This is a genomic window from Myxococcus sp. CA040A, from assembly GCF_013336725.1.
GTDB lineage: Bacteria > Myxococcota > Myxococcia > Myxococcales > Myxococcaceae > Myxococcus > Myxococcus llanfairpwllgwyngyllgogerychwyrndrobwllllantysiliogogogochensis.
The window spans coordinates 63,794-88,339 of record NZ_JABUMR010000010.1 but is presented as its reverse complement, the minus strand read 5'-3'; the positions used below and the strand labels follow the sequence as shown (position 1 = coordinate 88,339).

20 protein-coding genes are annotated in these 24,546 nt (G+C 70.8%); 13 read left to right on the top strand and 7 right to left on the bottom strand.

Annotation, left to right across the window (positions count from 1 at the left end; genetic code table 11):
• The first annotated feature begins 134 nt into the window (after window positions 1-134).
• Complete coding sequence (locus HUA75_RS37430; protein WP_174489155.1) at window positions 135-1,208, top strand: hypothetical protein; 1,074 nt, start codon at window positions 135-137, stop codon at window positions 1,206-1,208.
• A gap of 175 nt (window positions 1,209-1,383) precedes the next feature.
• Window positions 1,384-2,124, top strand: a complete 741-nt coding sequence (locus HUA75_RS37425; protein ID WP_174489154.1) for an SDR family oxidoreductase — start codon at window positions 1,384-1,386, stop codon at window positions 2,122-2,124.
• A 15-nt stretch (window positions 2,125-2,139) separates the two neighbouring features.
• On the opposite strand, the gene HUA75_RS37420 is transcribed toward HUA75_RS37425, so the two are convergent.
• Window positions 2,140-2,808: a metallophosphoesterase gene (locus HUA75_RS37420; protein ID WP_174460595.1), complete on the bottom strand. Its 669-nt coding sequence runs from the start codon at window positions 2,806-2,808 to the stop codon at window positions 2,140-2,142.
• A 67-nt stretch (window positions 2,809-2,875) separates the two neighbouring features.
• Window positions 2,876-3,775 carry a transcriptional regulator gene (locus HUA75_RS37415; RefSeq protein ID WP_371745640.1) on the bottom strand — a complete coding sequence of 300 codons (900 nt, stop codon included), beginning with the start codon at window positions 3,773-3,775 and terminating at the stop codon, window positions 2,876-2,878.
• Between the two features lie 226 nt (window positions 3,776-4,001).
• On the opposite strand from HUA75_RS37415, the gene alr reads away from it, so the two are divergent.
• Entirely contained in the window at window positions 4,002-5,222 is a 1,221-nt protein-coding gene (gene alr / locus HUA75_RS37410; RefSeq protein WP_174489153.1) for an alanine racemase, read from the top strand.
• A gap of 6 nt (window positions 5,223-5,228) precedes the next feature.
• Here alr and HUA75_RS37405 read toward each other — a convergent pair whose 3' ends face one another.
• Window positions 5,229-6,227, bottom strand: a complete 999-nt coding sequence (locus HUA75_RS37405; protein ID WP_246137162.1) for a lysophospholipid acyltransferase family protein — start codon at window positions 6,225-6,227, stop codon at window positions 5,229-5,231.
• A gap of 92 nt (window positions 6,228-6,319) precedes the next feature.
• Between HUA75_RS37405 and HUA75_RS37400 the strand changes: the two genes are divergently transcribed.
• Entirely contained in the window at window positions 6,320-9,076 is a 2,757-nt protein-coding gene (locus HUA75_RS37400; protein WP_174489152.1) for a M1 family metallopeptidase, read from the top strand.
• A 72-nt stretch (window positions 9,077-9,148) separates the two neighbouring features.
• Here HUA75_RS37400 and HUA75_RS37395 read toward each other — a convergent pair whose 3' ends face one another.
• On the bottom strand, window positions 9,149-9,904 hold the full coding sequence (locus HUA75_RS37395) for an enoyl-CoA hydratase (protein ID WP_141642607.1): 756 nt from the start codon (window positions 9,902-9,904) through the stop codon (window positions 9,149-9,151).
• A gap of 124 nt (window positions 9,905-10,028) precedes the next feature.
• Entirely contained in the window at window positions 10,029-10,925 is an 897-nt protein-coding gene (locus HUA75_RS37390) for a ribose-phosphate pyrophosphokinase (protein WP_141642608.1), read from the bottom strand.
• A gap of 139 nt (window positions 10,926-11,064) precedes the next feature.
• On the opposite strand from HUA75_RS37390, the gene HUA75_RS37385 reads away from it, so the two are divergent.
• The 4 genes from HUA75_RS37385 to orn all read left to right on the top strand — a co-directional run bounded on the left by HUA75_RS37385 (window position 11,065) and on the right by orn (window position 13,570).
• Complete coding sequence (locus HUA75_RS37385) at window positions 11,065-11,754, top strand: phosphoribosyltransferase (protein ID WP_254627982.1); 690 nt, start codon at window positions 11,065-11,067, stop codon at window positions 11,752-11,754.
• Between the two features lie 71 nt (window positions 11,755-11,825).
• The gene (locus HUA75_RS37380) at window positions 11,826-12,518 is read left to right on the top strand and encodes a dienelactone hydrolase family protein (RefSeq protein ID WP_174460598.1); all 693 of its coding nucleotides are present in this window, start codon (window positions 11,826-11,828) and stop codon (window positions 12,516-12,518) included.
• Complete coding sequence (locus tag HUA75_RS37375) at window positions 12,515-12,967, top strand: archease (protein WP_174489151.1); 453 nt, start codon at window positions 12,515-12,517, stop codon at window positions 12,965-12,967. Before HUA75_RS37380 ends, HUA75_RS37375 begins: the two co-directional genes overlap by 4 nt.
• Before the next feature lie 51 nt (window positions 12,968-13,018).
• On the top strand, window positions 13,019-13,570 hold the full coding sequence (gene orn, locus HUA75_RS37370; RefSeq protein WP_141642611.1) for an oligoribonuclease: 552 nt from the start codon (window positions 13,019-13,021) through the stop codon (window positions 13,568-13,570).
• A gap of 21 nt (window positions 13,571-13,591) precedes the next feature.
• Here the strand turns inward: orn and HUA75_RS37365 are convergent, their stop codons facing one another.
• Together HUA75_RS37365 and HUA75_RS37360 are read right to left on the bottom strand one after the other, a co-directional pair.
• On the bottom strand, window positions 13,592-13,984 hold the full coding sequence (locus HUA75_RS37365; protein ID WP_141642612.1) for a response regulator: 393 nt from the start codon (window positions 13,982-13,984) through the stop codon (window positions 13,592-13,594).
• 157 nt (window positions 13,985-14,141) lie between these two features.
• Entirely contained in the window at window positions 14,142-15,686 is a 1,545-nt protein-coding gene (locus HUA75_RS37360; protein WP_174489150.1) for an AMP-binding protein, read from the bottom strand.
• A 168-nt stretch (window positions 15,687-15,854) separates the two neighbouring features.
• Here HUA75_RS37360 and HUA75_RS37355 point away from each other — a divergent pair, with 168 nt between their 5' ends.
• The 5 genes from HUA75_RS37355 to HUA75_RS37335 all read left to right on the top strand — a co-directional run bounded on the left by HUA75_RS37355 (window position 15,855) and on the right by HUA75_RS37335 (window position 24,542).
• On the top strand, window positions 15,855-17,423 hold the full coding sequence (locus HUA75_RS37355; RefSeq protein ID WP_254627981.1) for a DUF5722 domain-containing protein: 1,569 nt from the start codon (window positions 15,855-15,857) through the stop codon (window positions 17,421-17,423).
• Window positions 17,424-17,589: 166 nt separating this feature from the next.
• The gene (locus tag HUA75_RS37350) at window positions 17,590-18,834 is read left to right on the top strand and encodes an HlyD family efflux transporter periplasmic adaptor subunit (protein ID WP_174489149.1); all 1,245 of its coding nucleotides are present in this window, start codon (window positions 17,590-17,592) and stop codon (window positions 18,832-18,834) included.
• Entirely contained in the window at window positions 18,831-19,601 is a 771-nt protein-coding gene (locus HUA75_RS37345; RefSeq protein WP_141642615.1) for an ABC transporter ATP-binding protein, read from the top strand. Before HUA75_RS37350 ends, HUA75_RS37345 begins: the two co-directional genes overlap by 4 nt.
• Before the next feature lie 87 nt (window positions 19,602-19,688).
• Complete coding sequence (locus HUA75_RS37340) at window positions 19,689-22,109, top strand: ABC transporter permease (RefSeq protein ID WP_141642616.1); 2,421 nt, start codon at window positions 19,689-19,691, stop codon at window positions 22,107-22,109.
• 12 nt (window positions 22,110-22,121) lie between these two features.
• Window positions 22,122-24,542, top strand: a complete 2,421-nt coding sequence (locus tag HUA75_RS37335; protein WP_174489148.1) for an ABC transporter permease — start codon at window positions 22,122-22,124, stop codon at window positions 24,540-24,542.
• Window positions 24,543-24,546: the final 4 nt, after the last annotated feature.

Here is a 24,546-nt window from a genome sequence, read left to right as displayed (position 1 = left end):
TGCTCGGGCACGTAGCCCTTGGCGGGCCATCTGCCATACGCTTCGCCCAGGGTGCCGGTGGTCGAACATGGATTCCTCGGGGGGAGGGTCGCGGGCTGATGCTCCGGACGCCGTCCTTTCGGGGAAACGGAAAGATGGCCTCGATGCTTCGCAATGGGTGTTTGTCGTTGTTGTTGTTCGTGCTCGTCGGCTGCGGCTCACGACACCACGGTCCGACGGTGCATGAGCGCCGTGCCGCCATTCGCGCCGTACATGCGCAGAAGTACGGTTCGAGTGACGGCTTCCAGTCCACGTCCTGGGGCATGACGCGCGACCAGGTCCGGGCGATGTACCCGGGCACGCAGGAGACCTCGCGCGGAGACCTGGTCCTCACCACGGCACTGGCGGAGCACCCCGCCCAGGTGTTCTTCCTCTTCGCGGACGGGCGCCTGGGCTCCGTCTTCGTGCGCTTCGCGACCCCCTCGGACGTGCGCAATGACCACCAGGAGGTGGTGGAGTTGCTGACCTCCAAGTACGGCCGCGCCGCCAAGCGCGGCTCATCGCGACGCGTGCAGAGGTACCGCGAGTCGCTCGACCTCGCGTGGCTGCTCTCCCAGAGCGCTCCGCCCGTACCCTCGAACTTCCCCGCCGCCACGGAGTCGGGAGCGCAGGTCGCGGGGGCTCCGCCTGATGGCGCACCCATCAACTTCCCCGCGCCCACGGAGTCGGGAACGCAGGTCGCGGGAGCTCCGCCCGACGGGGCGCTCGCGAACTTCCCCGCGCCCACGGAGTCGGGAGCGCAGGTCGCGGGAGCTCCGCCCGACGGCGCACCCACGAACTTCCCCGCGCCCACGGAGTCGGGAGCGCGGGTGTCCGAGGGACAGCCTCCGCTGGTCGAGGCGACGACGGCGGGGGACTCGCTGGACGAGGAGGACTCACGGGACACGGCCGTGGCCTCGGCGCCTGAAGAGAGCGCCGCCTCCGAGTCGGAGGCGCCCGAGCTGTTCGGTCCCATCTCGGAGCCCGAGGTGAGCATCTCCCGCCGTGGCTTCGTGGTCGTCGCCAACTGGAAGGCGTGGGAGACGACCGTGCGCCTCGTGGGCTACCAGTTCTCCCGGGAGCGGCTGCTCACGCTCCACTACGAGAGCCCCGAGTACGCGGAGGCGATTCGCGATGGACTGGAGCACCTCCAGAGGCAGCAGCGCCGCTCCAGGGCCCGGGACTTCTAGCCGCGCCCCCAGGTGCCCCTCGTCTGGAATGAGAGGGGCACCGCAGGGCCTCCGCCTGGCCCGATTGTTCGCCCCGGCGGAACTGTGATGCCGGTTCCCAGGGCATTATTTCGCGGAGGCGAAGGCCCATTGTTTCTCCCATGCCGGCGACGAAACGCCGGACAGGAGAAACGACATGAATGCACTGACCCCGAAGGTGGCCCTCGTCACCGGCGCTTCCCGAGGCATCGGCGCCGCCGTCGCGAGGCGGCTGGCCCAGGATGGCTTCACCGTCATCGTCAACTACGCGGAGTCCGCCGCGCCCGCGGAGGCGTTGGTCCGCGAGATTGAGCAGGCGGGCGGCAAGGCCCTGGCCGCCCAGGCGGATGTCAGCAAGAGCGCGGATGTGCGGCGCCTGTTCGACGCGGCCCAGACGGCCTTCGGCGGCGTGGATGTGCTCGTCAACAACGCGGGCATCATGAGCCTCTCCACGCTGGCGGACACCGACGACGCCGTGTTCGAGCGGCAAATCGCGGTCAACCTCCAGGGCACCTTCAACACCCTGAGGGAAGCGGCGCGGCGGCTGCGCGACGGCGGGCGCATCATCAACTTCTCCTCCAGCGTGGTGGGCCTGCTGCAGCCGACCTACGGCGTGTACGCGGGCACCAAGGCGGCGGTGGAGGCGATGACGAGCGTGCTGGCCAAGGAGCTGCGCGGACGGAACATCACCGTCAACGCCGTGGCCCCGGGTCCCACCGCCACGGACCTGTTCCTCAAGGGCAAGCCCCAGGACCTCGTCGACCGCCTGGCGAAGCTCGCGCCGCTGGAGCGGCTGGGCCAGCCCACGGACATCGCCGCCACCGTCGCCTTCCTCGCTGGCCCCGACGCCGGCTGGGTCAACGGGCAGGTGCTGCGCGCCAACGGCGGAATCATCTGAGCGCGGGGCGCGGGCTCACGGCGAGCCGTTCACGTCCACGTAGGCGCGGCGGGCTGGCACGGAGACGAGGCGTCCTTCCGGCATCACGTAGGCCGTGAGGCGCCCGCCGTACACGCAGCCCGAGTCCAGGCCCACCGCATGCGAGTGCTGCTGCACGCCGCGCATGGCGTCGTGGCCGAAGATGACCAGCTCCGGGCCCTTCCAGCAGCTGGCCCAGGGCACGCCGCCATCCACGCGCTTCGACGGCGTCCCATCCGGGGCGATGCTGCGCAGGTTGAGCAGCTCATCCGCGCGCTGCGCTTCCAGCGGGACTCCTGGCACCAGCCCTCCGTGCACCGCGAGGACATTCAGGTCCGGGAAGCGGCGGTACAGCGGCTGGGCCTCCAGGTACGTCCAGTCCTCGGCCGTCAGCGTCTCCAGGACCTGGCGGTGCTCCTTGCCCAGCTTCTTGCCCTCGGGGGCGCGTCCCGTGTGCCAGCGCAGCACGTGCGCGTCGTGGTTGCCTCGCACCGCGAGCAGCCCGCGCTCGCGAGCGCACCGCACCACGCCCGCGGAGTCCGGCCCCTTCGCCACCAGGTCGCCCACCAGCACCACGCGGTCGTCCGGCCGCCAGCCACACGCGGCCAGCAGCGCGTTCAGCTCCTCCGCGCAGCCATGGACGTCTCCGATGAAGAGCGTTCGCATCCCGCCTCTTCTTTAATTCGCTTCGACGCCCCGGGGAACCCTCCCGGGAGGTGCGGGGTCCGCGGCGTCAGTCCGCTTTCGAGCGCAGCAGGCGGCTGAGATTCACGTCGAGCTGGCTGGAGATGAGGCGCAACACGCTGTCGAGCTGGGAGCCGGTGAGGCGCAGCCGCTCGGTGAGCAACCGTCGGGTCTCCTGGAGCAGCGCGTCCTGCGCGGCCACCACCCACCGCGCCGCGGTGGAGCGATGCACGCCGTAGAGCGCGCCGAGCTGGTCGATGCTCAGCCCGTCCAGGTACTTCAGGCGCAGGAAGTTGCGCTGACGGGGCTCCAGGATTCCGAGCGCCGCGGAGAACGAGGTGCTGAACTCCGCGCGGTACGTGTTCTTGAGATAGAGCAGCTCCGGGTCGTCCCCCGGCGCCACGAGCAGCGACAAGTCACCATCATCCGCCTGGGGATGTCCGCTGCGCTGGCGCTGCCAGTCGAGCGCGAGCCACAGCGCCGCGGCCCGCACCCACCCGCTGAGCGGACCCGTCCCCGGGTAGGCGGCCAGCCGCGCGGGAGAGTCGGCGCTGCCCACGAGCATGCGCTGGCGCAGCAACTGGCGGACCTCGTCGAGCCCCGTGGGCGGCAGCTTCAGCCGCGCGACGGCCGCGTTCACCTCGGGCAGGAAGCTCGACTCGAAGGCGTTCAGCGCGGAGGGCAGCCGGTCCGCGGCGGCGCGAGCCAGGTACACGTCCGGGAGGTGGAACTTCTCCACGTCCTCGGAGGGTGCCTGTGTGGGGAGTAGCCGCGCCAGATGACTGACGAAGCGCACGCCTTCCAGCTCCACCCCGGGCCAGGCCGCGCGCGCGGTGGACAATGCACGCGTCAGCCGCTCCTGCAGCAGGGGCAGCGACGGCTCCGGCGCGGAGGAAACACCACGCGCGGCGATGAAGGCCTGGGCCAGGGAAACGTCCGGGGGGGACACGCCGTGGGACGATAGCACCCCCCTCGCGTAATCCGGATTCAACCATTTCCGAAGTGAACTCTTGTTTGCCTGGGTTCGCTGATGGAGGAGGGCTCCGGGACAACAGGTATGACAAGGGGTGGGCCCGGACGGTCCCCCGGTGCGCCTGCTCCATACGCGGGCGCCTGTGTCCCAGGGGCCGCGAAGCCCATGGCCCGTCCATTGCTGGTATGGGGCGGGAGTCGACGTGGTGGAGGTGAACGTGGAGTCAATTGGCGGCGGGCCCGGGGATGCGGCCCATACCTCGTGGTTGGAGCTGAGCGCGGGGGCGCTCAAGCACAACGTGGAGGTGTTCCGGGCGCTGGAGGGGCGGGGAGGGACGTCGCAGTCGCTGGGCGTGGTGCTCAAGGGCAACGCCTACGGGCACGGGCTGGCGCAGGTGCTGCCGCTGGTCCACGGGCTGGTGGACCTCCTGTATTTCATCGCGCCGCAGGACGCGCTGAAGGTGCGTGAGTACGAGCGGGCCCAGGGCCTGTCTCCCCGGCAGGTGGTGGTGCTGGGCGCGGTGGGGCCGCACGAGGCGGTGGTGCTGGCGCGCGAGGGGGTGGAGGTGGTGGTGGCGGACCGTGGCTGGGAAGACGCGGTGCCGGTGCTGCGCGCGGCGAAGCTGGAGCGGCCGCTGCGGGTCCACGTCCACATCGACACGGGCCTGGGACGCGAGGGCTTCACGCTGGAGCAGATTCCGCGCGAGACACAGTTCCTGGTCGACGCGCGGGACGTGCTGGAGGTGGTGGGCGGGCTGAGCCACTTCGCCAACACGGAGGACGTGACGGAGCAGGGCTACGCGCTGGCGCAGGTGGACGCGTTCGAGACGGGGCTGCGGCTCTTGTCGGGACAGCTGGGCGAGGGGCGGGTGCTGCAGCGGCACATCGCCGCGAGCGCCGCGGCGCTGGTGTTGCCCCGGGCGCGCTACGAGGCGCAGCGGGTGGGAATTTCGCTGTATGGGCTGTGGCCTTCGGCGGAGACGCGGCTGTCGGCGCGGCTGGTGTTGGGCGAGGTGCCGGTGCTCAAGCCGGTGTTGTCGTGGCGGTGCCGAAGCCAGGTGGTGAAGTGGCTGCCCGCGGACAGCTATGTGGGCTACGGCTGTACATACCGGACATCGGAGCCCACGCGCATCGCGGTGCTGCCCGTGGGCTACTACGACGGCTATCCACGGCTGGCCTCGGGCAAGGCGCACGTGCTGGTGAACGGGCGGCGGTGCGCGGTGCTGGGCCGGGTGATGATGAACCACCTCATCGTCGACGTGACGCGCGCCGCGCATGACGAGCGCCCCGTGACGGCGACGTTGCTGGGGCGCGAAGGCGACGAGTCCATCAGCGCCGAGTCGCTCGCCGGCTGGGCACAGACGCTGCACTACGAGATTGTCGCGCGCCTGGGCGCGCACCTGCGGCGCGTGGTGGTGGAGTAGCGCCGCTCAGCGCTTCGCGTCCGTCGCGCTGGGAGGCTGCACCTTCCAGCGGCGGTGCAGCCACATCCACTGGTGCGGGTACTTGCGGATGCAGCGCTCCAGCGCCGCGGTGACGCGCGCGGTGTGCTCCGCAATCGGGTCCTCGCACTCGCCAGGCGCGGGCGGGAGGATGGGCCCTTCCACTTCCAGCCGCAGCCGGGGGCCCAGCTTGCCGTTGCGCACGCCCATCACCACGAACACCGGCGCGCCCGTGCGCTGTGCGGCCACCGCCATGGCGGGCGTCGTGGAGGCGAGCCTCCCGAAGAACGGAACGAACACCGCCGCCTTCGCCGGCAGCGCCTGGTCCAGCAGCATGAAGGGCGACTCGCCGCGCTCCACCGCTTCCGAAAGCTCCTGGATGGCGCCGCGCGGATAGATGAGCCCCGCGGGAAGGCGCACCCGGTTCTCCGCGATGCGCGTGTTGAGCGCGCCCTTCAGCGGACGCACCAGCGCAACCAGTGGCACGCCCAGGCGCACCAGCATGTCTCCCAAAAGCTCCCAGTTGCCGAAGTGCGCCGTCACCATCAGCGCGCCCTTGCCCGTGGCCACGCGCGCCTTCAGCGCCTCCCAGGCCTCCGTGCCCTCGACGCCCTGCTCGGCCCAGTCCGACGTCAGCCGGTCTCCCGAGGGCACCGACTCCAGCACCACGCGCGACATGTTGATGTACGCGCCCCGCGCGATGTCCCGTCGCTCCGCGTCGGTCTTCTCCGGCAGCGCGTGCGCCAGGTTGTCCAGCGCGACGCGGCGGCGGATGCCCAGCGTGTACGCCAGGTTGCCCACGAAGCGGGCGATTGCGTCGCGTGACGCGAACGACAGCCACGTGAGGAACGCGAAGACGAAGCGCGTCACGAACTTCACCACCGGGCCCGGAGGCGTGCCGATGACACGGCGCAGATGCTCGGAGGGCACCTTCGCGGCGTTCGCTGGCGGGACTGTCTGGTCGGAAATGGGAGCGGGCGAGGACACGGAGGCACTCCACCCCGAAGTGAAGATTACGGCAAGAACACACTCATGCGCGGCGCTACCCTGGCTGCCCGGCATGGGACACTATGCGCGCCATGCCCAACCTGCTCCGAGCGGTGGTTCTGTCCACCGTTGCCCTGTTGTGCGCGTGCGGTGCCCGGCAGAACCCTCCGGCCGCCGAGCCCGCAGCGACTGCTCCCGCTTCATCCTCCGCGGCCTCGGCCGCTCCCACGCCGCCCACGCTGCGTCTGCCCAAGGACGTGCGTCCCAATGGCTATGCGGTGGAGCTCACGCTGGACCCGAAGGTCTCCGCCTTCCAGGGCACGGCGAGCATCGGGCTCGACGTGGCCCAGCCCACCTCCATCGTGTGGCTGCACGGAAAGAACCTCACGGTGAAGGAGGCCTCGCTGATGCAGGCGGGCGCCACCATCGACGTGACGCCGCTGAAGAGCGAGAAGGGTGACTTCCTCGGCTTCTCGCTGGCGAAGCCGCTGGCCATCGGCACCGCGAAGCTGCGCGTGGTGTACGAGGGCGCAGCCTCCGAGAAGGAGACGGACGGTGCCTTCCGCGTCAACGAGGGCGGCGACTGGTACGTCTATACGCAGTTCGAGCCCATCGACGCGCGGCGCGTGTTCCCGTGCTTCGACGAGCCCGAGTTCAAGGTGCCCTGGCAGCTGACGTTCCATGTGCCCGCGGGCAACGTGGCCGTCACCAACACGCCGCAGCTCGCCGAGGAGGCCCGCCCGGACGGTGGCCGCACCTACCGCTTCGCGCGCACCCAGCCCCTGCCCTCCTACCTCATCGCCTTCGGCGTGGGCCCGTTCGACTTCCTCGCCGCCGCGGACTCCGGCCAGAAGAAGGTGAAGACGCGCATCATCACCCCGAAGGGCCGCGCCGTCGAAGGCACCTACGCCGCCAAGGTGACGCCCGAAATCCTCGCCGCGCTGGAGGACTACTTCGGCATCCCCTACGCGTACGAGAAGCTGGACGTCATCGCGGTGCCGCTGCTCGGTGGCGCCATGGAGCACCCGGGCCTGGTGACGTTCAACTCGCGGATGATGCTGGCGAAGCCGGAAGAGGACTCGCTCAGCCGGCAGCGCGGTTTCTCGGACACGCAGGTGCACGAGCTGGGGCACCAGTGGTTCGGCAACCTCGTCACGCTGGCGTGGTGGGACGACCTGTGGCTCAACGAATCCTTCGCGACCTGGGTGACCCCGCGCATCATCGAGACGTGGCAGCCGTCGTGGGATGCGCCGGTGGAGCGTGTGCAGGACCGCAGCCGCTCGCTGGACTCCGACAGCCTCCTGTCCGCGCGCCGCATCCGTCAGCCCATCGACACGGCCAATGACATCCACAACGCGTTCGACGGCATCACCTATGGCAAGGGCTCCGCGGTCCTCACCATGACGGAAGAGTGGCTGGGGCGTGAGGTGTTCCGCAAGGGCATCCAGCGCTACCTGCGCAAGCACGCGCACGACAACGCCACGGCGAAGGACTTCCTGGACGCGCTGTCCGCCGAGGCGGGCAAGGACGTGACGGGCGTGCTGGGGACGTTCCTGGACCAGGGCGGCGCGCCGCTCGTCACCGCGTCGCTGGAGTGTGGCGCGGGTCAGCCGAAGGTGGTCCTCACCCAGCAGCGCTACCTGCGGCTGGGCTCGCAGGCGCCGGGGCCGCAGACGTGGAAGGTGCCCGTGTGCGTGGAGTACGCGGCGGGCAACAAGGACGCGCGCGCCTGCACGGTGCTGGAGGGAGAGCGCGCCGAGGTCGTCCTGCCGGAGGCGAAGACGTGCCCGGCCTGGGTGTTCCCCAACGCGGAGGGCGCGGGCTTCTTCCGCATGCAGCTGGCGGGGGACGCGGCGACGAAGCTCCTGAAGACGGGCGTGGCGAAGCTGTCGCGCTCGGAGCGCGTGGCGCTGCTGGGGGACGTGAAGGCGCTGGCCCTGTCCGGGGCGCTGCCGGCCTCCGAGGCGCTGGCGCTGGCGGCCCGCATGGCCCAGGACCCGGACCGCGTCATCGTCGAGAGCACGATGGACATGCTGGACCTGTCGAGCGCGCGGCTGTTGCCGGAGGCGCGGCTTCCGGACCGCGCGCGCTTCCTGCGTGAGACGTACGGCCCGCGGGCCCGCCAGCTGGGCTTCGTCTCGCGCAAGGGCGAGAGCGAGGACACGCGCCTGTTGCGTCCGCGCCTGGTGCGGGTGGCGGGCCGCGACGGCGCGGACCCGAAGATTGTCGCGGAGGCTCGGGCGCTCTCGGACAAGTGGCTCACCGACAAGCGCGCGATTGAACCGGAGATGGTGGACGCGGTGCTCGCGGTCGCCGCGGCTCACGGGGACGCGGCCTTCCAGCAGAAGCTCCTCACGGCGGTGCGCGCGGAGAAGGACCGCTCCACGCGTCAGCACCTGCTGGGCGCGCTGAGCGGCTTCAGGGACCCGGTGCTGGTGAAGCAGGGCCTGTCGCTGGTGTTCGACAAGGCGTTGGACCCGCGTGAGACGATGTGGATGGTGTTCGGGGCCACGCAGCACGCGGGCACGCAGGGCGTGGCGCTCGACTTCGTGAAGGAGAACTACGACCGGCTGGTGGGGGACTCGCCCGACGCGCTCCTGCCGAAGGACGCGGCTGGCCGGATGGTCTTCGTGGCCGGCGGCTTCTGCAGTCCGGAGCGGCGGCAGGAGATTTCGGACTTCTTCACGACGCGCAACGCGAACGCGCCGGGCGGGCCTCGCATGCTGGCGCAGATTCTGGAGTCGGTGGACCAGTGCGTCGCACTGAAGTCGGTGCAGGCGGCCAGCATCGAGTCCTTCCTCACCGGGCGTGGCACGCCTCGTCCGCCGCAGGCTCCGACGACGCGCTGACCCACGTTCGGAGTCCGGAGTTCGAGCCCGGGGCCAGCGCTGGCTCCGGGCTCATGCGGTCCCCGAGGGTGGCTACTTCTTGCTGCCGCGCGACATGAAGGCCATGAAGGCTTCCTGCGCCTCCGTGGAGCCCAGGCGCTCGATGAACTTCGCGCCCTCGCGCGCCAGCGTGGCGTGCGTCTCCTCGCGGCGCGGTCCCCGAATCAGCTCCTTCGTCACGCGCACGGCTTCGGCGGGACGGGAGGCCAGGGTGCGGGCGCGCTCGGCGGCCACTTCCTGGAGGCTCTCGGCGGGCACCACCTTGTTGATGATGCCGGCGCGCAGCGCGGTCGCCGCGTCGAAGGGCTCGCCGAACAGCAGCAGCTCGCTGGCCAGCGCGTAGCCGGCCATTCGCGGAATCAGCAGGCTGCTGGCGCCTTCCGCGCACAGACCGAGCTGGACGAAGGGCATGTGGAAGCGCACGCGCTCGCTCGCGACGACGTAGTCACAGTGCAGCAGCATCGTCGTGCCGATGCCCACCGCGGGGCCGTCCACGGCCGCCAGCACGGGCTTGGGCGCGTCCACCAGCGCCTTGAGGAAGAGGAACACCGCGCTGTCCTCGCCCGCGGGCGGGTGCTCCATGAAGTCGCCGATGTCATTGCCCGCGGTGAAGACGCTGCCCGCGCCGGTGAGCAGCACCACGCGGACTTCGTCGTCCGTCGCCGCCTGCTTGAGCGCGGCGGTGGCCGCCTCGTACATCGCATGCGTGAAGGCGTTCTTCTTCTCGGGTCGGTTGAAGGTGAGGGTGAGGACCCCCGCTTCCCGCTTCGTCAGCAACGTGTCGGACATGGGGCAAGCCTAGACCGAGTCCATCCCCGGCGCGGGCTCAACTTGCATCCCTCGCCGCGCCCGGCCCGCGAGCGCCGGGCCCTCGTGTGCCCACTTCTCCCACGCGCGCTCCCCTCCCGCCTGCTCACGGCCGCAGCGCGCGGGCGACCAGCGGAGCGAGCGTCACCACCCGGTGCCCGAACGGCAGCCCCGAGGGTGGCTCCACGCTGTCGGTGCTCACGAGCTGAGTCACCGGCAGCGCGCTCAGCCGCTCCACCGCCGGGCCCACCAGCAGCGCGTGGGTCGTCACCACCGTCAGGTCATCCGCGCAGCCCGCGGCGCGCAGCGTGCCCGCCGCCGCGACCAGGGTGCCGCCCGTGGACACCATGTCGTCCACCAGGATGGGCCGCTTGCCGCGCACCTCGCCCATGAGGCCGCTGGCGTGCACCTCGTCGCCGCTCAGCCGGACCTTGTGAATCACCGCCCATGGACGGCCCAGGAGCCGCGCCAGCGCCTCCGCGCGCTTCACCGCGCCCAGGTCCGGCGCCACCACCACCGAGGTGTCCGTGACGTGGGGCCGCAGCGCCTCCGCCAGCACCGGCAGCGCGGTGAGGTGCTCCAGCGGCGCGCCGAAGCACCCCTCCAGCGCGGGGCTGTGCAGGTCCACCACCAGCACTCGTGCGAAGCGGCCCTGGGACAGCATGTCCGCCACCAGGCGACCGCCCAGGGGCTCGCCCGGCCGTGCGCGTCGGTCCTGCCGCGCGTAACCGAGGTACGGCACCACCGCCTCCAGCCGCGCCGCGCCGGCCCGCCAGCACGCGTCCGCCATCAGCAGCAGTTCCAGCAGGTGCTCTCCCGCCGGAGGCGTCAGCGATTGCACCAGCACCACGGTGCGCCCTCGCACGGCGGCGGGGACCTCCAGGTGCATCTCTCCATCGGGAAACCGCTCGAAGTGACAGTCAGCGGGCGCCACGCCCAGGGCCAGGGCGAGCTCACGTCCCAGATGGGGACTGGCGGTGCCGATGAGGAGGATGGGGTCCATGGCCCAACCCTAGCGCGCCCGGTGGCCCGGGGGCTCGGCGCTCGCTGCCTCCCCTGGCGACGTGCCTCCGGGAGAGCCGTTGTCCGCCCCTTCGCCGCCAGCGAGCCCGGGCGTGCTTTTCCTAGGGACAAGGAGAGTGATGATGCGCTTTCGCGACAGAGCGGACGCCGGGCGACGGCTGGCAACGATGCTCCTGCCCTACCGGGGCTCGGACGCGCGCGTGCTGGGGGTGGCTCGCGGGGGGCTTCGGGTGGCGTACGAGGTGGCCCGCGCGCTGGAAGTCCCGCTGGACGTCTGGGTGTCGAGGCGGCTGAGCATCCCCGGACGGGCGCTGACCCTGGGCGCGGTGTCCGAGGGAGGCGGCCAGTACCTGCTCTCGGATTCGCTGCGGCTGGCGCCCCTGCCCAGGAGCGAGGTGGACTCGCTGGTGAGCGAAGAGGCCAGCGTGGTGGAGGAGCAGGTGCGGCGGCTGCGCGGACGTCCTCCGCCGGAGCTGGGCGGCCGCACGGTGCTGCTGGTGGATGACGGCGTGCTGACGGGCGCCACCGCCGCCGCCGCGCTGAGGGCCCTGCGGCTCCTGCATCCGGCCCGGCTGGTGATGGGCACCCCGGTGGCCTCGCCCCAGGGGCTGGACGTGCTGCGAAGGGAGGCGGACGCGGTGGCGTGCGTTTCGACGGAGGCGGGGATGCGCTCCGTGGCCGAGGCGTACGACGACTTCCGCGCGTTCCCGGACGTGGAGCTGCAGAACCTGGTCGAGCGCTCGCGCCAGCCGCCGTGGCGCTCCCAGGCGGTGCTGGAGTCCACGGACCCGGGTGGGTCCTGGATGTGAGCCGTGCGCCGTGAGTCGTGAAGCCTTGGGCTTGTGACGATGTGAACCCGTGACGCGAGGAGGGCGGCTCCATGTGGCAGGACGACCCGAAGGACCAGGAGGTCCACGAGGTGGCGGTGCGCTCCGGGCGGGTGGAGCTGGGCGGCAGTCTGGGGCTTCCTCCGGGTGCGCGCGGGCTGGTGGTCTTCGCGCACGGCAGCGGTAGCAGTCGCTTCAGCCCCCGCAACCGCGCCGTCGCGCGGAGCCTGCGCGACGCGGGGCTGGCCACGCTGCTGTTCGACCTGCTCGGCGCGGACGAGGAGGCGATGGACGCGGGCACCGGCGAGCTGCGCTTCGACATCCCCTTCCTCGCGCGGCGGCTCATCGCCGTGACGCGGTGGGCGCAGGCCCAGCCGGAGTTGTCCGGGATGGGCCTGGGCTACTTCGGCTCCAGCACCGGCGCCGCCGCGGCGCTGGTGGCGGCCGCGCTGCACCCGGAGCTCGTCCAGTCGGTGGTGTCTCGCGGTGGCAGGCCGGACCTGGCCGGGCCCGCGCTGGCCCGGGTCCGCGCGCCCACGCTGCTCCTGGTGGGCAGCCTGGACGTGGACGTGCTGGAGCTGAACCAGGACGCGTTCGACGAGCTGTCCGCCGCCAAGTCCCTCATCGTCATCCCCGGCGCCACCCACCTGTTCGAGGAGCCCGGCACGCTGGAGGAGGTGGCGCGCCGCGCGGCGGACTGGTTCACGCGACACCTGGATGCACCTCGACTGGAGGCGCGTGAATGAGCACGGAGCCATGGACCGGAGACGAGTCCCCGCCCCCTCGCTGGGAGGTCTTCTCCCGGGGCGGCGAGGTCGCGGTGCGAGGCGAGGGCCGCACGCCCGAGGTGGCCTTCGAGCAGGTCGCGGTCGCGCTGTGCACGCGCGTGACGGACCCGTCCACCGTGGAGGTGCGCGAGGAGGTGGACGTGGTGTGCGACGCCGTCGACCGGGAGGGGCTGCTGATGGACTGGCTGCGCTCCGTCGTCCAGCTCATGGGCTCGCGGCGACTGCGCTTCCGCTGCTTCGCGGTGCGCCTGGATGGGCCGCGCCTGTTCGGCCGTGGCTACGGTGAGCACCTGGACCCGGTGAGGCATCGTCCCTCTCGGGACGTGAGAGGCGTCACCCTGAGCGGACCCACCGTGCGCCGGAGCGCGGACGGTCGGTGGACCGCCGAATGCGAGGTGGAAGTCTGAAGCGGAGTATTGAGGCCCCGCATGGGCGCGGGGGCTGGTATAGGCATCGGAATGCGCTCGCGTGAACCCCGCTTTGTCTGGCTGGACCTGGAGATGACCGGGTTGGACCCCGAGTCGTGCGCCATCATCGAGATTGGCGTCATCATCACCGGGCCGGATTTGCGCCCCATCGCGGAGTTCGAACGCGTCATCTGGCAGCCGGAGGAAGTGCTCCTGCGCATGGAGCCCGTGGTGCGTGAGATGCACACGCGCAACGGCCTGCTCGAGAAGGTGCGCGCCTCCAGCACGTCGCTGCGGGTGGCGGAGCGGGAAGTGACGGCGCTGGTGGCGGAACACTGCCCGCTGGGCGAGGGCGTGCTGGCCGGCAACTCCATCCACACCGACCGCCGCTTCCTGTTCCAGTACATGCCGCTCCTGGAGCGCTACCTGCACTACCGCATGGTGGACGTGACGAGCCTCAAGGTCCTCGTGCGCGCCTGGTACCCGAACCTGGTGGAGCCGCGAAAGCCGCCCAGCGGCCACACCGCGCTCGCGGACCTGCGCTCCAGCATCAACGAGCTGCAGTACTACCGCGACATCCTGTTCCGCGCGACGCCGGGCTGAGCGACGACGGGACGGCGTGCCTCAGCCCGCCGTCCCCGGAGTGCCGGGCGTGGGCCCGTCGGGGCCGCCGAGCAGCTCGGTGATGGTCTCCAGCAGCAGGTCGAGCTCGAAGGGCTTGGCCAGGAAGCGGGCGCTGGAGCGGCGCTCCTCCTCGGAGATGCGGCCCGCGCTCATCACCACCACGGGAATGGTGCGCAGCGAGGCGTCGTCGCGCATGCGACGGAGCATCTCCCGGCCGTCCATCACCGGCATCATCAAGTCCAGCAGCACCAGGTCCGGACGCACCTCCGCCATCCGTTGCAGGCCCTCCGCGCCGTTGAAGGCGGTGAGGATGCCGTAGCCCTCCACGGAGAGGATGTCCTGGAGTGCCTCGACGATGGCCAGCTCGTCATCCACGATGAGCAGCCGCTTCATCGACGCACACCCTCCCTTCGCGCGCGGTCACCACATGGGGCCTCGTTCAGCGGAACCACCCCGGCTCCGGCCACCCCAGGGCGGGACGGTAGGACACGGCGCGGCGCAAGCCATGGTTTTGAGCGCGGTGTGTTCGGAATGCTGCGGACCAGGGGTCTCACCGCAGTCGGGCTCGCAACAGGTGTTTCTGGACCTTGCCTAGCGCGTTGCGAGGCAGCGAGTCCATGAAGACGACGCGACGGGGCTTCTTGAAGCTGGCCAGCCTGTCCTTGCACCAGTCCACCAGCGCCTGGGCTTCAGGGGCGTGGACGCCGGCGGGGGGAACCACGACGGCCACCACCTGCTCGCCATAGTCCGCGTCCGGCAGGCCCAGCACGGCGACCTCGGCCACGCCCGGGTGCGTGGCGAGCACCTCCTCCACCTCGCGCGGGTACACGTTGAAGCCGCCGCTGATGATGAGCTCCCGCGCCCGCCCGGTGATGCGCAGGTAGCCGTCCGCGTCCAGCTCGCCCAGATCGCCCGTGCGGAACCAGCCCTCCGAGTCGAAGGACTCCGACGTGGCATCCGGCCGGCGCCAGTAGCCGGCGAAGACGTGGGGGCCCTGGACTTCGATTTCCCCCATCTCCCCCGGGGGCAGGTGCCGGCGCGTGCGCACGTCCACCACGCGCGCCTGCTGGCCGGGGAAGGGGAAGCCCACCGTGCCCGGCCGGCGCTCGCCGTCGTACGGGTTGGTGGTGTTCATGATGGTTTCCGTCATCCCGTAGCGCTCCAGGATGCGCGCGCCGAAGTCCTTCTCGATGTCGTGGAAGAGCTGGGGGCTCAAGGGCGCGGAGCCGGAGACCCACAGGCGCAGCTCGCGGGGCTTCACGCCCGTGCGCCGTGACTCCTCCAGCAGCCGTCCGTACATGGTGGGCACGCCGAAGAACATCGTCAGCGAGGCGTCATCGCGCAACGTGGCCAGCGCCTCCGTGGCGACGAAGCGCCGGTGCAACTCCAGGCTCGCTCCGGTGTACAGCGTGCCGTGCAGGCCCACCATGAGGCCATGCGTGTGGAACAACGGCAGGGCGAGCAGCAGCCGGTCCGCCGCCGTCCAGCGCCACGCCTCGGTGACGGCCTTCACGTTGGCCAGCAGGTTGCGGTGCAGCAGCATGGCGCCCTTGGAGCGGCCGGTGGTGCCGGACGTGTAGCCCAACACCGCCAGGTCCTCCGGACGCGGCAGCGCGAGCGCCACCGGTGACGTCGCGCCTTCCTCGAGCAGCGTGTCGAAGTCGATGACCTCCAGCGAGGCCGGAGGCGCGACGGTGGTCGGCTCCACGGTGACCAGCCACTGCAGCGACGGGAGCTGGTCTCTCAGGGGGATGAGCTCGGCGACTCCCGAGGCGCTGGTGACGCAGGTGTGCACCTCCGCGTCCGCGAGGATGTGGGCCAGCTCCACCTGGCGGTACGCCGTGTTGACGAGCACCACCACGCAGCCCGCGTGCTGCACACCCAGGTAGGCGACGATGAAGCGAGGGCTGTTCTCCAGGAAGAGCGCCACGCGCTCGCCTGGCTGCAGGCCGCGCTGACGCAGCCCCTTCGCGAAGGCCGCGACGTGCGCGGCGAGCTCGCCGTGGGAAGTCGACTCGCGCTCGAACGTGAGCAGCGGCCGGCCCGGCGCGTCGTGGGCGTGTTCCAAGAAGACTTCGAGGAGGGACGAAGGCATGAGCCGCGCAGCCTACTTCCCTCACTTCCAATCAAGACAAGCTGTGAGTCAATTTTGACGACATAGAGTGGTTTTAACTGCATAGTCTGATTATCTCGTTGAGTTGGCCTGAGGACGCGAGACAGGGAGTGGGTCCTCGGCGGGCTCGACGCGCACGGGAGGTGTCACTTGCGTCGAGGACTGTGTGGAGGCCGGGCCCTGGGCCTGGCGCTGGCTCTGGCCGTGGTGGGACTGCTGCCGGCGGTGGCGGGGGCGAACCTGCCGTATCCGACGCGCACCGCGTATCGCCTGAAGGGCGTGCAGCCGGACTTCTGGCCTGGCTACGACGAGCTCGCGGGCAACAACACGGGCGGCGTGGCGATGAACCTGGTGTGGGCCTCGTGGGAGCCGTCGGTGCAGGCGCCGCCGTGTACCGGAGGGCGCGTGGAGTACGCGGGGCACTGCTTCGCGGTGGCGGCCAACGTGGACGCGGCCATCCGCGAGTGGACGGCGCGCGGCGTGGTGGTGACGGCGGTGGTGTACGGCGTGCCCGCGTGGGCGCGCGCGGGCCGCACGTGTACGCCCGCGGCGGCGGGCTTCGACATCTTCTGCGCGCCCAACAACGCGGCGGACTACGGCCGCTTCGTGGGCCTGCTCGCGCAGCGCTACAACGGGCTCAACGGCCACGGCCGCATCGCCGACTTCGTCATCCACAACGAGGTCAACTCCAACGACTGGTTCGACATCGGCTGCGGTCAGGGCGCGGGCGCGTGCAACACCACGGCGTGGCTGGACACGTACGCGGCCAGCTACAACGCCGCCTATGACCAGGTGATGACGTGGCAGTCGGCGGCGAAGGTGCTCATCTCGCTGACGCACCACTTTGGTCCGGAGCTGGATGCGCCGGGGGCGAGCAGTCCGCTGCTGTCCGCGACGACGTTCTTGAATGGCTTCGCGGCGCGCGTGGGCTCGCGGGCATGGCGCGTGGCGTATCACCCGTACGCGCCGGACCTGTTCCGTCCCCAGTTCTCCGCGGATGACTACCCGCGCGTGACGTACGGCAACCTGGGCGTGCTGGCGGGCTGGCTGCGCAAGACGTTCCCCACCCGGCAGCACGCGTGGGAAATCCAGCTCACGGAGAGCGGCATCCACTCCGGCTCGCCGCAGTCGTCGGAGGCCGCGCAGCAGACGGCGGTGTGCGACTCGTTCCGCAACGTGCTGGGGACGCCCGGCATCGAGAGCTACATCTACCACCGCATGCACGACAACGCGGCCGAGGGTGGACTGGCGCTTGGGCTGCGCCGTGTGGACGGGAGCGCGAAGCCGTCGTGGAGCACGTGGGCGCTGGCCAACCGCAGTGACTTGAACCCGCCCCAGCTCTCCTGCGGCTTCGAGGAGCTGCCGTACACGCGCCTGCGCCGGGGCTACCACGCCACGCGCGGCCACTGGGCGTCGTCGCGGCTCCTGCCTCCGGGCTTCCGGCAGGAGTCCTCGTGGCGGCTGCTGCGCGACGGCATGCCGGGCATGCGGATGCTGTACGAGTGCCGCGTGGGCGACCACAACCTGCTCAGCCCGGACGTGGGCTGCGAGGGCCTGCCGCCCCTGGGGCCGGTGGGCTACATCCACCTGCAGCAGGTGCCGGGCACCGTTCCGCTCTACCGCTGCAACCTGGGCCAGGGCAGGGACCACTTCATCTCCCCCGCGTCGAACTGCGAGGGGCAGGTGACCGAGCAGCTCCTGGGCTACGCCTTCCCCTGACGGTGAACCCGCCTGGAGGCCGGGCGGGGCGGGGTGCTGTTCGCTTCTGGGACAGCACTTCGCGGAACCGGGCACGGGCCCGGGAGAGGGCGTGCGGGGTCCGAGCAATTTCCTGGGGTTGAGTCGCGTGTAACGGTTGGCACGCGGCTCGCTCTAGGGGTGGCCCGTGGACATTCCCAAAGCCAAGAAGCCGCGCCGTAAACCCTGGTTGTTCGCCATCGGCGGTGCGTTCGCGCTCATCCTCGTCACGGTGGGTCTGGGTCGGCTGCGGCCGGCGGCGCCCTCGGTGGACCGGGCCTCGGTGTGGCTGGACACGGTGAAGCGCGGCCCCATGGTGCGCCAGGTGAAGGGCGCGGGCACGCTGGTGCCCGAGTACATCCGCTGGCTGACGGCGGACACCGCGGGCCGCGTGGAGCGCATCCACGTGCGGCCCGGCGCGACGGTGAAGGCGGACACGCTCCTGATGGAGCTGGCCAACCCGGACGTGCAGCTCCAGATGCTGGAGGCGGAGCGGCAGCTCGCCAGCGCCGAGGCGGAGTTCATCCAGATGCGCATGACGCTGGAGACGCAGCGGCTGGCGCAGGAGGCCGCGGTGGCCACCCTCACCGCCGAGTCCTCCGACGCCGAGCGCCGCGCCACCGCCAACACCATCCTCGTCGAGAAGGACCTCATCCCCGCGCTCGACGCGCGGCAGGCGGGCGAGAAGGCGGGCGAGATGACGCGCCGCCTGGATTTGGAGCGCAAGAAGCTGTCCGTCGTCGCCTCCAGCATGAAGGACCAGTTGGTCGCGCTGCAGGGACAGGTGGAACGATTGAAAGCGGTGGCCCGCTTCCGTCGTACCCAGGTGGAGTCGATGAAGGTGCTCGCCGGGGAGGACGGAGTGCTGCAGGAGCTGCCGTTGGAGCTGGGTCAGTGGGTGACGCCGGGAGTGTTGCTCGCGAAGGTCGTCAAGCCGGAGCGGCTCAAGGCGGAGCTGAGAATCGCCGAGACGCAGGCGCGCGACATCGTCCAGGGCCAGAAGGCGCTGGTGGATACGCGCAACGGAGTGGTGGAGGGCACGGTGGCGCGCGTGGCGCCGGCGGCGAGCCAGGGCACGGTGCGGGTGGAGGTGTCGCTGCCGGACGAGCTGCCCAAGGGCGCGCGGCCCGACCTCACGGTGGAGGGCACCGTGGAGCTGGAGCGGCTGGGCAACGTGCTGTCGGTGGGTCGTCCGGCCGGTGCTCAGCCCAACGGGACGATGTCGCTGTTCCGGTTGATGCCGGGCAGTGACGAAGCGATTCGAGTGCCGGTGCAGTTGGGCCGGGGTTCGGTGAATGCCGTGGAGGTGCTTCAGGGCCTCGCGGAAGGTGACCAGGTGGTGCTGTCGGACATGGCCGCGTGGGATGCGGTCGAGCGGGTGAGGCTGCGATGATGACGACGACGAACAACAATGCGGAGACGCCTGCTTCCGAGGACGCGGCGGTGCTGTCGGGTGCGGCCAAGGTGGAGTCGGGCAAGTCCCTCATCACGCTGGAAGGGCTGACGAAGGTCTTCGAGACGGAGGAAGTGGAGACACACGCGCTCTCCAACATCCACCTCAACATCCGCCAGGGTGAGTGGGTGGCGATTGTCGGCCCCTCGGGCTCCGGCAAGTCCACGCTGCTGGCGGTGCTGGGGTTGCTCGACACGACGACGCGGGGCACGTATCTCCTGGATGGAAAGAGCGTGTTGGATTTGTCGGCGTCGGACCGGGCGCTGGTGCGCAACCGGCACATCGGCTTCATCTTCCAGAGCTTCAACCTCATCGGCGACCTGACGGTGTTCGAGAACGTGGAGCTGCCGCTGACGTACCGGGGCATGCCTGCCGCCGAGCGCAAGCAGCGGGTGGAGAAGGCGCTGGAGCGGGTGGGCATGGCGCACCGCGCGCGGCACATGCCGGGCCAGCTCTCCGGCGGTCAGCAGCAGCGCATCGCCGTGGCGCGCGCGGTGGCCGGAGACCCGCTCATCCTGCTGGCCGACGAGCCCACCGGTAACCTCGATTCGAAGAACGGCGAGGCGGTGATGCAGTTGCTGTCGGACCTGCACAAGGCGGGCGCCACCATCTGCATGGTGACGCACGACCCGGCGCACGCGCGCACCGCGACGCGCACGGTGAGCCTCTTCGACGGTCGCATCGTGCAGGACGAGCAGCGCCGCTGACCTCTTCTCCTCTCGTGGGCCTCGCCCGGGTCGCTCCTGGCGGGGCGGCTCTCGGGAGGACCGCGTCCTGAATCACTCGGAGTCGTCGTGGGAACCTTCCTCCAGAATGTCCGCTACGCGGTGCGCTCATTGCGCAAGAGCCCGGGCTTCACGTTGATAGCGGTGCTGGCGCTGGCGCTGGGCATCGGCGCGAACAGCGCGGTCTTCAGCGTGGTGAACGGCGTGCTGTTGAATCCGCCGCCCTTCACGCAGCCCGAGCGCCTGGTCCACATCTGGGGCAACTACGCCAAGGCGAACATCAAGGACATCGTCGTGTCGGTGCCCGAGTACCGGGACTACCTCACGATGCCCAAGGCCTTCGGCTCGCTGGCGGCGTTCGATGCGAACAACGTCACGCTCACCGGAGGCGACGCGCCGGAGCGGCTCCAGTTGACGCGCTCCACGGCCTCGCTGTTCCCCACGCTGGGCGTGTCTCCGGTGCTGGGCCGCGCCTTCTCCGAAGAGGAGGAGGCGCTGGGGCGCGACAAGGTGGTGGTCTTGACGCACAAAACGTGGCGCACGCGCTTCGCGGCGGACTCGAGCGTGCTGGGCCGCGAGCTCCGGCTCGACGGGGACACGTACACGGTGGTGGGCGTGCTGCCGCCCGGCGTGGAGTACCCGGCGGACACGGACCTGTACGCGCCCCTGGCGCCCACGCAGGAGCAGGCGGCGGAGGTTTCGCGTGGCTACCACTTCCTCAGCGTGGTGGGGCGGCTGAAGCCAGGCATGACGCTGGAGGCGGCGAAGGCGGACATGGACCGGGTGGGGCGGGAGATGGAGACCCTGTACGAGCAGAGCTACAAGGACTACGGCTGGACCATCACCGTGAAGTCGCTGGAGGACGAGGTGGTGGGCCAGGTGCGCGGGACGCTGTGGCTCCTGCTGGGCGCGGTGGGCTTCGTGTTGCTGGTGGCGTGCAGCAGCGTGGCGAACCTGCTCCTGGCCCGGGCGACGGCGCGTGCACGCGAGGTGTCCATCCGCGCGGCGCTGGGCGCGAGCCGTGGGCGACTGGTGGCGCAGTTCCTCACCGAGAGCCTGGTGCTGTCGGCGGTGGGCGGCGGACTGGGGCTGCTGCTGGCCGTGTGGGGCACGGACGCGCTGGTGGCGATGGTGGGGGACGGGCTGCCTCGCGCGGCGGAGGTGGGGCTGGATGTCTCCTCGGTGCTCTTCACCGTGGGCATCTCGGTGCTCACGGGCGTCGGCTTCGGGCTGGTGCCCGCGCTCCAGGCGAGCCGCGTGGACCTGAGCGCGACGATGCGCGAGGGCTCGCGAGGGACGGAGGGTGGCAAGGCGGGCCGGTTGCGCGCGGGGTTGGTGGTGGGGCAGGTGGCGTTCGCGCTGGTGTTGCTGGTGGGCGCGGGCCTCTTCCTCCGGAGCTTCCAGGCGCTGACCCAGGTCGAGGCCGGCTTCACTCCCGAGGGCGTGCTCACCGGTCAACTCGTGTTGCCGGCCACGAGCTACGCGAAGCCGGAGGACCAGCGGGCCTTCCAGCGGGAGTTGCTCCGTCGCGTGCAGGCGCTGCCCGGCGTGGAGTCCGCGGCGGTGGCGAACATGCTGCCTTTGGGCGGCAAGACGAACACCAGCTTCGACGTGGAGGGGCGGACGCGGGCGCCGGGAGAGATGTGGCCGGCGGTGGAGACGCGCTTCGCCAGCGCGGACTATCTGCGCACGCTGCGGGTGCGGCTGCGCGACGGGCGCATGCTCCAGGAGACGGACGGACCGGACGCGGCGGGAGCGGTGGTCATCAACCAGACCTTCGCGGACCTCTACTGGCCGAAGGGGGACGCGCTGGGCCAGCGACTGAAGCTGCACCGGTCCGACGCCCGGTGGGCCACGGTGGTGGGCATCGTCGACGACCTGCGCGAGTGGGGCCTGGACAAGCCCGCGCGTCCGACGGCGTATTACTCCGCGGTACAGACGCCCCTCTCCAGCCTCCACCTGGTGGCGCGCGTGAAGGCGGGCGACCCGGAGTCACTGCGCACGGCGCTCGAGTCAGAGGTGCGCGCGCTCGATGGCAACCTGCCCCTGTTCAAGGTGACGTCCATGGTGCGGCTGGTGGACGAGTCCATCGGCTCGCAGAGGCTGACGGCGCTGTTGATGGGCCTGTTCGCGGGCACCGCGCTGCTGCTGGCCGCGCTCGGAATCTCGGGAGTCATCGGCTACTCGGTGGCGCAGCGCACGCGGGAGATGGGCATCCGCATGGCGCTGGGCGCGGCGAAGTCGGATGTGCTGGCACTGGTGTTGCGCCAGGGCATGAAGCTGGCGGGGCTGGGCGTGTTGCTGGGGCTGGTGTTGTCGCTGGTGCTGGCGCGACTGTTGAGCACGCTGCTGTATGGCGTGACGGCGTATGACCCGTGGACCTTCGCGGGTGTGGCGGCGTTGTTGAGCGGCGTGGCCCTGGGCGCGACGTGGCTGCCAGCGCACCGCGCGACGCGGGTGGACCCCATCATTGCCTTGAAGGCGGAGTAGGAGCGCGCGTCGATGGAGACCTTCATCCAGGACCTGCGGTATGCGCTGCGCACGCTGGGCAAGAGCCCCGGCTTCACGCTGGTGGCGGTGCTGGCGTTGGCGCTGGGCATCGGCGCGAACAGCGCGGTGTTCAGCGTGGTGAACGGCGTGCTGCTCAGGCCTCCACCGTTCGCGGAGCCGGAGCGCCTGGTCCACGTCTGGGGCAACTACGCCAGGTCCGACCTGAAGGACATCTGGGTGTCGGTGCCCGAGTACCGGGACTACCTCACGATGCCCAAGTCCTTCTCGTCGGTGGGGGCCTATGTGGAGAGCGACATCACGCTCACCGGAGGGGACGTGCCGGAGCGGCTCACCGTGATGTTCTCCACGGCCTCGCTGTTCCCCACCCTGGGCGTGGCTCCGGCGCTGGGCCGCACCTTCTCGCATGATGAGGAGACGCCAGGCCGGGAGCGCGTGCTGGTGCTGACGGACAAACTGTGGCGCACGCATTTCGCCAGGGACCCGCGGGTGCTGGGCCGAGTGCTGCAACTGGATGGCAACGCGTACACGGTGGTGGGGGTGCTGCCGCCCGGCGTGGAGTACCCGGCGGGCACGGACATGTACGCGCCCTTCGCGCCCACGCCCGCGCAGGCGGCCGAAGACGTGCGCGGCAACCACTACCTCAGCATGGTGGGACGGCTGAAGCCCGGCGTGACGCTGGAGGCGGCGAGGGCGGACATGGCGCGGGTGGGCCAGGAGATGGAGACCCTGTACGCGAGCAGCTACGGGGGCTACGGCTGGGCCATCAGCGTGAAGTCGCTGGAGGACGAGGTGGTGGGCCGGGTGCGCGGCACGCTCTGGCTGTTGCTGGGCGCGGTGGGCTTCGTGCTGCTGGTGGCGTGCGGCAGCGTGGCCAACCTCCTGCTGGCTCGGGCGGCGGCGAGGGGCCGCGAGGTGTCCATCCGCGCGGCGCTGGGCGCTGGGCGCGGCAGGTTGTTGGCGCAGTTCCTCACGGAGAGCTTCGCGCTGTCCGCGTTGGGCGGCGCGCTGGGCCTGCTGCTGGCCGTGTGGGGCACGGACGCGCTGGTGGCGATGGTGGGAGACGGGCTGCCTCGGGCGGAGAAGGTGGGGCTGGATGCGGCCTCCGTCTTCTTCACCTTGGGGGTGTCGCTGCTCACGGGCCTGGTCTTCGGGTTGGCGCCGGCGCTCCATGCGAGCCGTGCGGACCTGAGCGCGACGATGCGCGAGGGCTCACGAGGAACGGAGGGACGCAACGCGGGCTGGCTGCGCTCGGGGCTGGTGGTGACGCAGGTGGCCCTGGCGTTGGTGTTGCTGGTGGGCGCGGGTCTCTTCCTGCGGAGCTTCCAGGCGCTGACCCAGGTGGAGGCGGGCTTCACTCCCGAGGGCGTGCTCACCGGTCAGCTCTCGCTGCCGGCCGCCCGGTATGCGAGGCCGGAGGACCAGCGGGCCTTCCAGCAGGAGCTGCTCCGCCGCGTGCAGGTGCTGCCCGGCGTGGAGTCCGCGGGGGTGACGAACAGGCTGCCTTTGGGTGGAAGGACGGACACCAGCTTCGACATCGAGGGGCGGATGCGGGCGCCGGGGGAGATATGGCCGGCGGTGGAGACGCGCTTCGCCAGCGCGGACTACCTGCGCACGCTGCGGGTGCGGCTGCGCGACGGGCGCATGCTCCAGGAGACGGATGGACCGGACGCGGCGGGGGCGCTGGTCATCAACCAGACCTTCGCGAACCTCTACTGGCCGCGGGGCAACGCGCTGGGCCAGCGACTGAAGTTGCACCGGCCGGATGCGAAGTGGGCCACGGTGGTGGGCATCGTCGACGACCTGCGCGAGTGGGGACTGGATACGCCCGCGCGTCCGACAGCGTACTACTCCGTGGCGCAGACTCCGCTCTCCAATCTCCACCTGGCGGTGCGGGCGAAGTCGGGCCACCCGGAGTCATTGCGCACGGCCATCGAAGCGGAGGTGCTCGCGCTCGACGGCCAGTTGCCCTGGTTCAACGTGGCGTCCATGGTGCAGCGGGTGGATGAGTCCATCAGCTCTCGCAGGCTGACGGCGGTGCTGATGGGCTTGTTCGCGAGCACGGCGCTGTTGCTCGCGGCGCTCGGAATCTCGGGAGTCATCGGCTACGCGGTGGCGCGGCGCACGCGGGAGATGGGCATCCGCATGGCGCTGGGCGCGACGAAGTCGGATGTGCTGTCGCTGGTGCTGCGCCAGGGCTTGACGCTGGCGGGGTTGGGCGTGGGCCTGGGGCTGGTGTTGTCACTGGTGCTGGCGCGGCTCTTGAGCACGCTGCTGTTCGGTGTGACGGCGTATGACCCGTGGACCTTCGTCGGGGTGGCCGTGTTGCTGAGCGGCGTGGCCCTGGGGGCGACGTGGCTGCCGGCGCACCGCGCGACGCGGGTGGACCCCATCATCGCCTTGAAGGCGGAGTAGGAGC

What these genes read in the sequence shown, in the direction of transcription:
- HUA75_RS37430 (WP_174489155.1), top strand. Translation starts at nt 135, where the DNA reads ATGGCCTCGATGCTTCGCAATGGGTGTTTGTCGTTGTTGTTGTTCGTG.
- HUA75_RS37425 (WP_174489154.1), top strand. Translation starts at nt 1,384, where the DNA reads ATGAATGCACTGACCCCGAAGGTGGCCCTCGTCACCGGCGCTTCCCGA.
- HUA75_RS37420 (WP_174460595.1), bottom strand. Translation starts at nt 2,808, where the DNA reads ATGCGAACGCTCTTCATCGGAGACGTCCATGGCTGCGCGGAGGAGCTG.
- HUA75_RS37400 (WP_174489152.1), top strand. Translation starts at nt 6,320, where the DNA reads ATGCCCAACCTGCTCCGAGCGGTGGTTCTGTCCACCGTTGCCCTGTTG.
- HUA75_RS37395 (WP_141642607.1), bottom strand. Translation starts at nt 9,904, where the DNA reads ATGTCCGACACGTTGCTGACGAAGCGGGAAGCGGGGGTCCTCACCCTC.
- HUA75_RS37390 (WP_141642608.1), bottom strand. Translation starts at nt 10,925, where the DNA reads ATGGACCCCATCCTCCTCATCGGCACCGCCAGTCCCCATCTGGGACGT.
- HUA75_RS37385 (WP_254627982.1), top strand. Translation starts at nt 11,065, where the DNA reads ATGATGCGCTTTCGCGACAGAGCGGACGCCGGGCGACGGCTGGCAACG.
- HUA75_RS37380 (WP_174460598.1), top strand. Translation starts at nt 11,826, where the DNA reads ATGTGGCAGGACGACCCGAAGGACCAGGAGGTCCACGAGGTGGCGGTG.
- HUA75_RS37375 (WP_174489151.1), top strand. Translation starts at nt 12,515, where the DNA reads ATGAGCACGGAGCCATGGACCGGAGACGAGTCCCCGCCCCCTCGCTGG.
- orn (WP_141642611.1), top strand. Translation starts at nt 13,019, where the DNA reads ATGCGCTCGCGTGAACCCCGCTTTGTCTGGCTGGACCTGGAGATGACC.
- HUA75_RS37365 (WP_141642612.1), bottom strand. Translation starts at nt 13,984, where the DNA reads ATGAAGCGGCTGCTCATCGTGGATGACGAGCTGGCCATCGTCGAGGCA.
- HUA75_RS37360 (WP_174489150.1), bottom strand. Translation starts at nt 15,686, where the DNA reads ATGCCTTCGTCCCTCCTCGAAGTCTTCTTGGAACACGCCCACGACGCG.
- HUA75_RS37345 (WP_141642615.1), top strand. Translation starts at nt 18,831, where the DNA reads ATGATGACGACGACGAACAACAATGCGGAGACGCCTGCTTCCGAGGAC.
- HUA75_RS37335 (WP_174489148.1), top strand. Translation starts at nt 22,122, where the DNA reads ATGGAGACCTTCATCCAGGACCTGCGGTATGCGCTGCGCACGCTGGGC.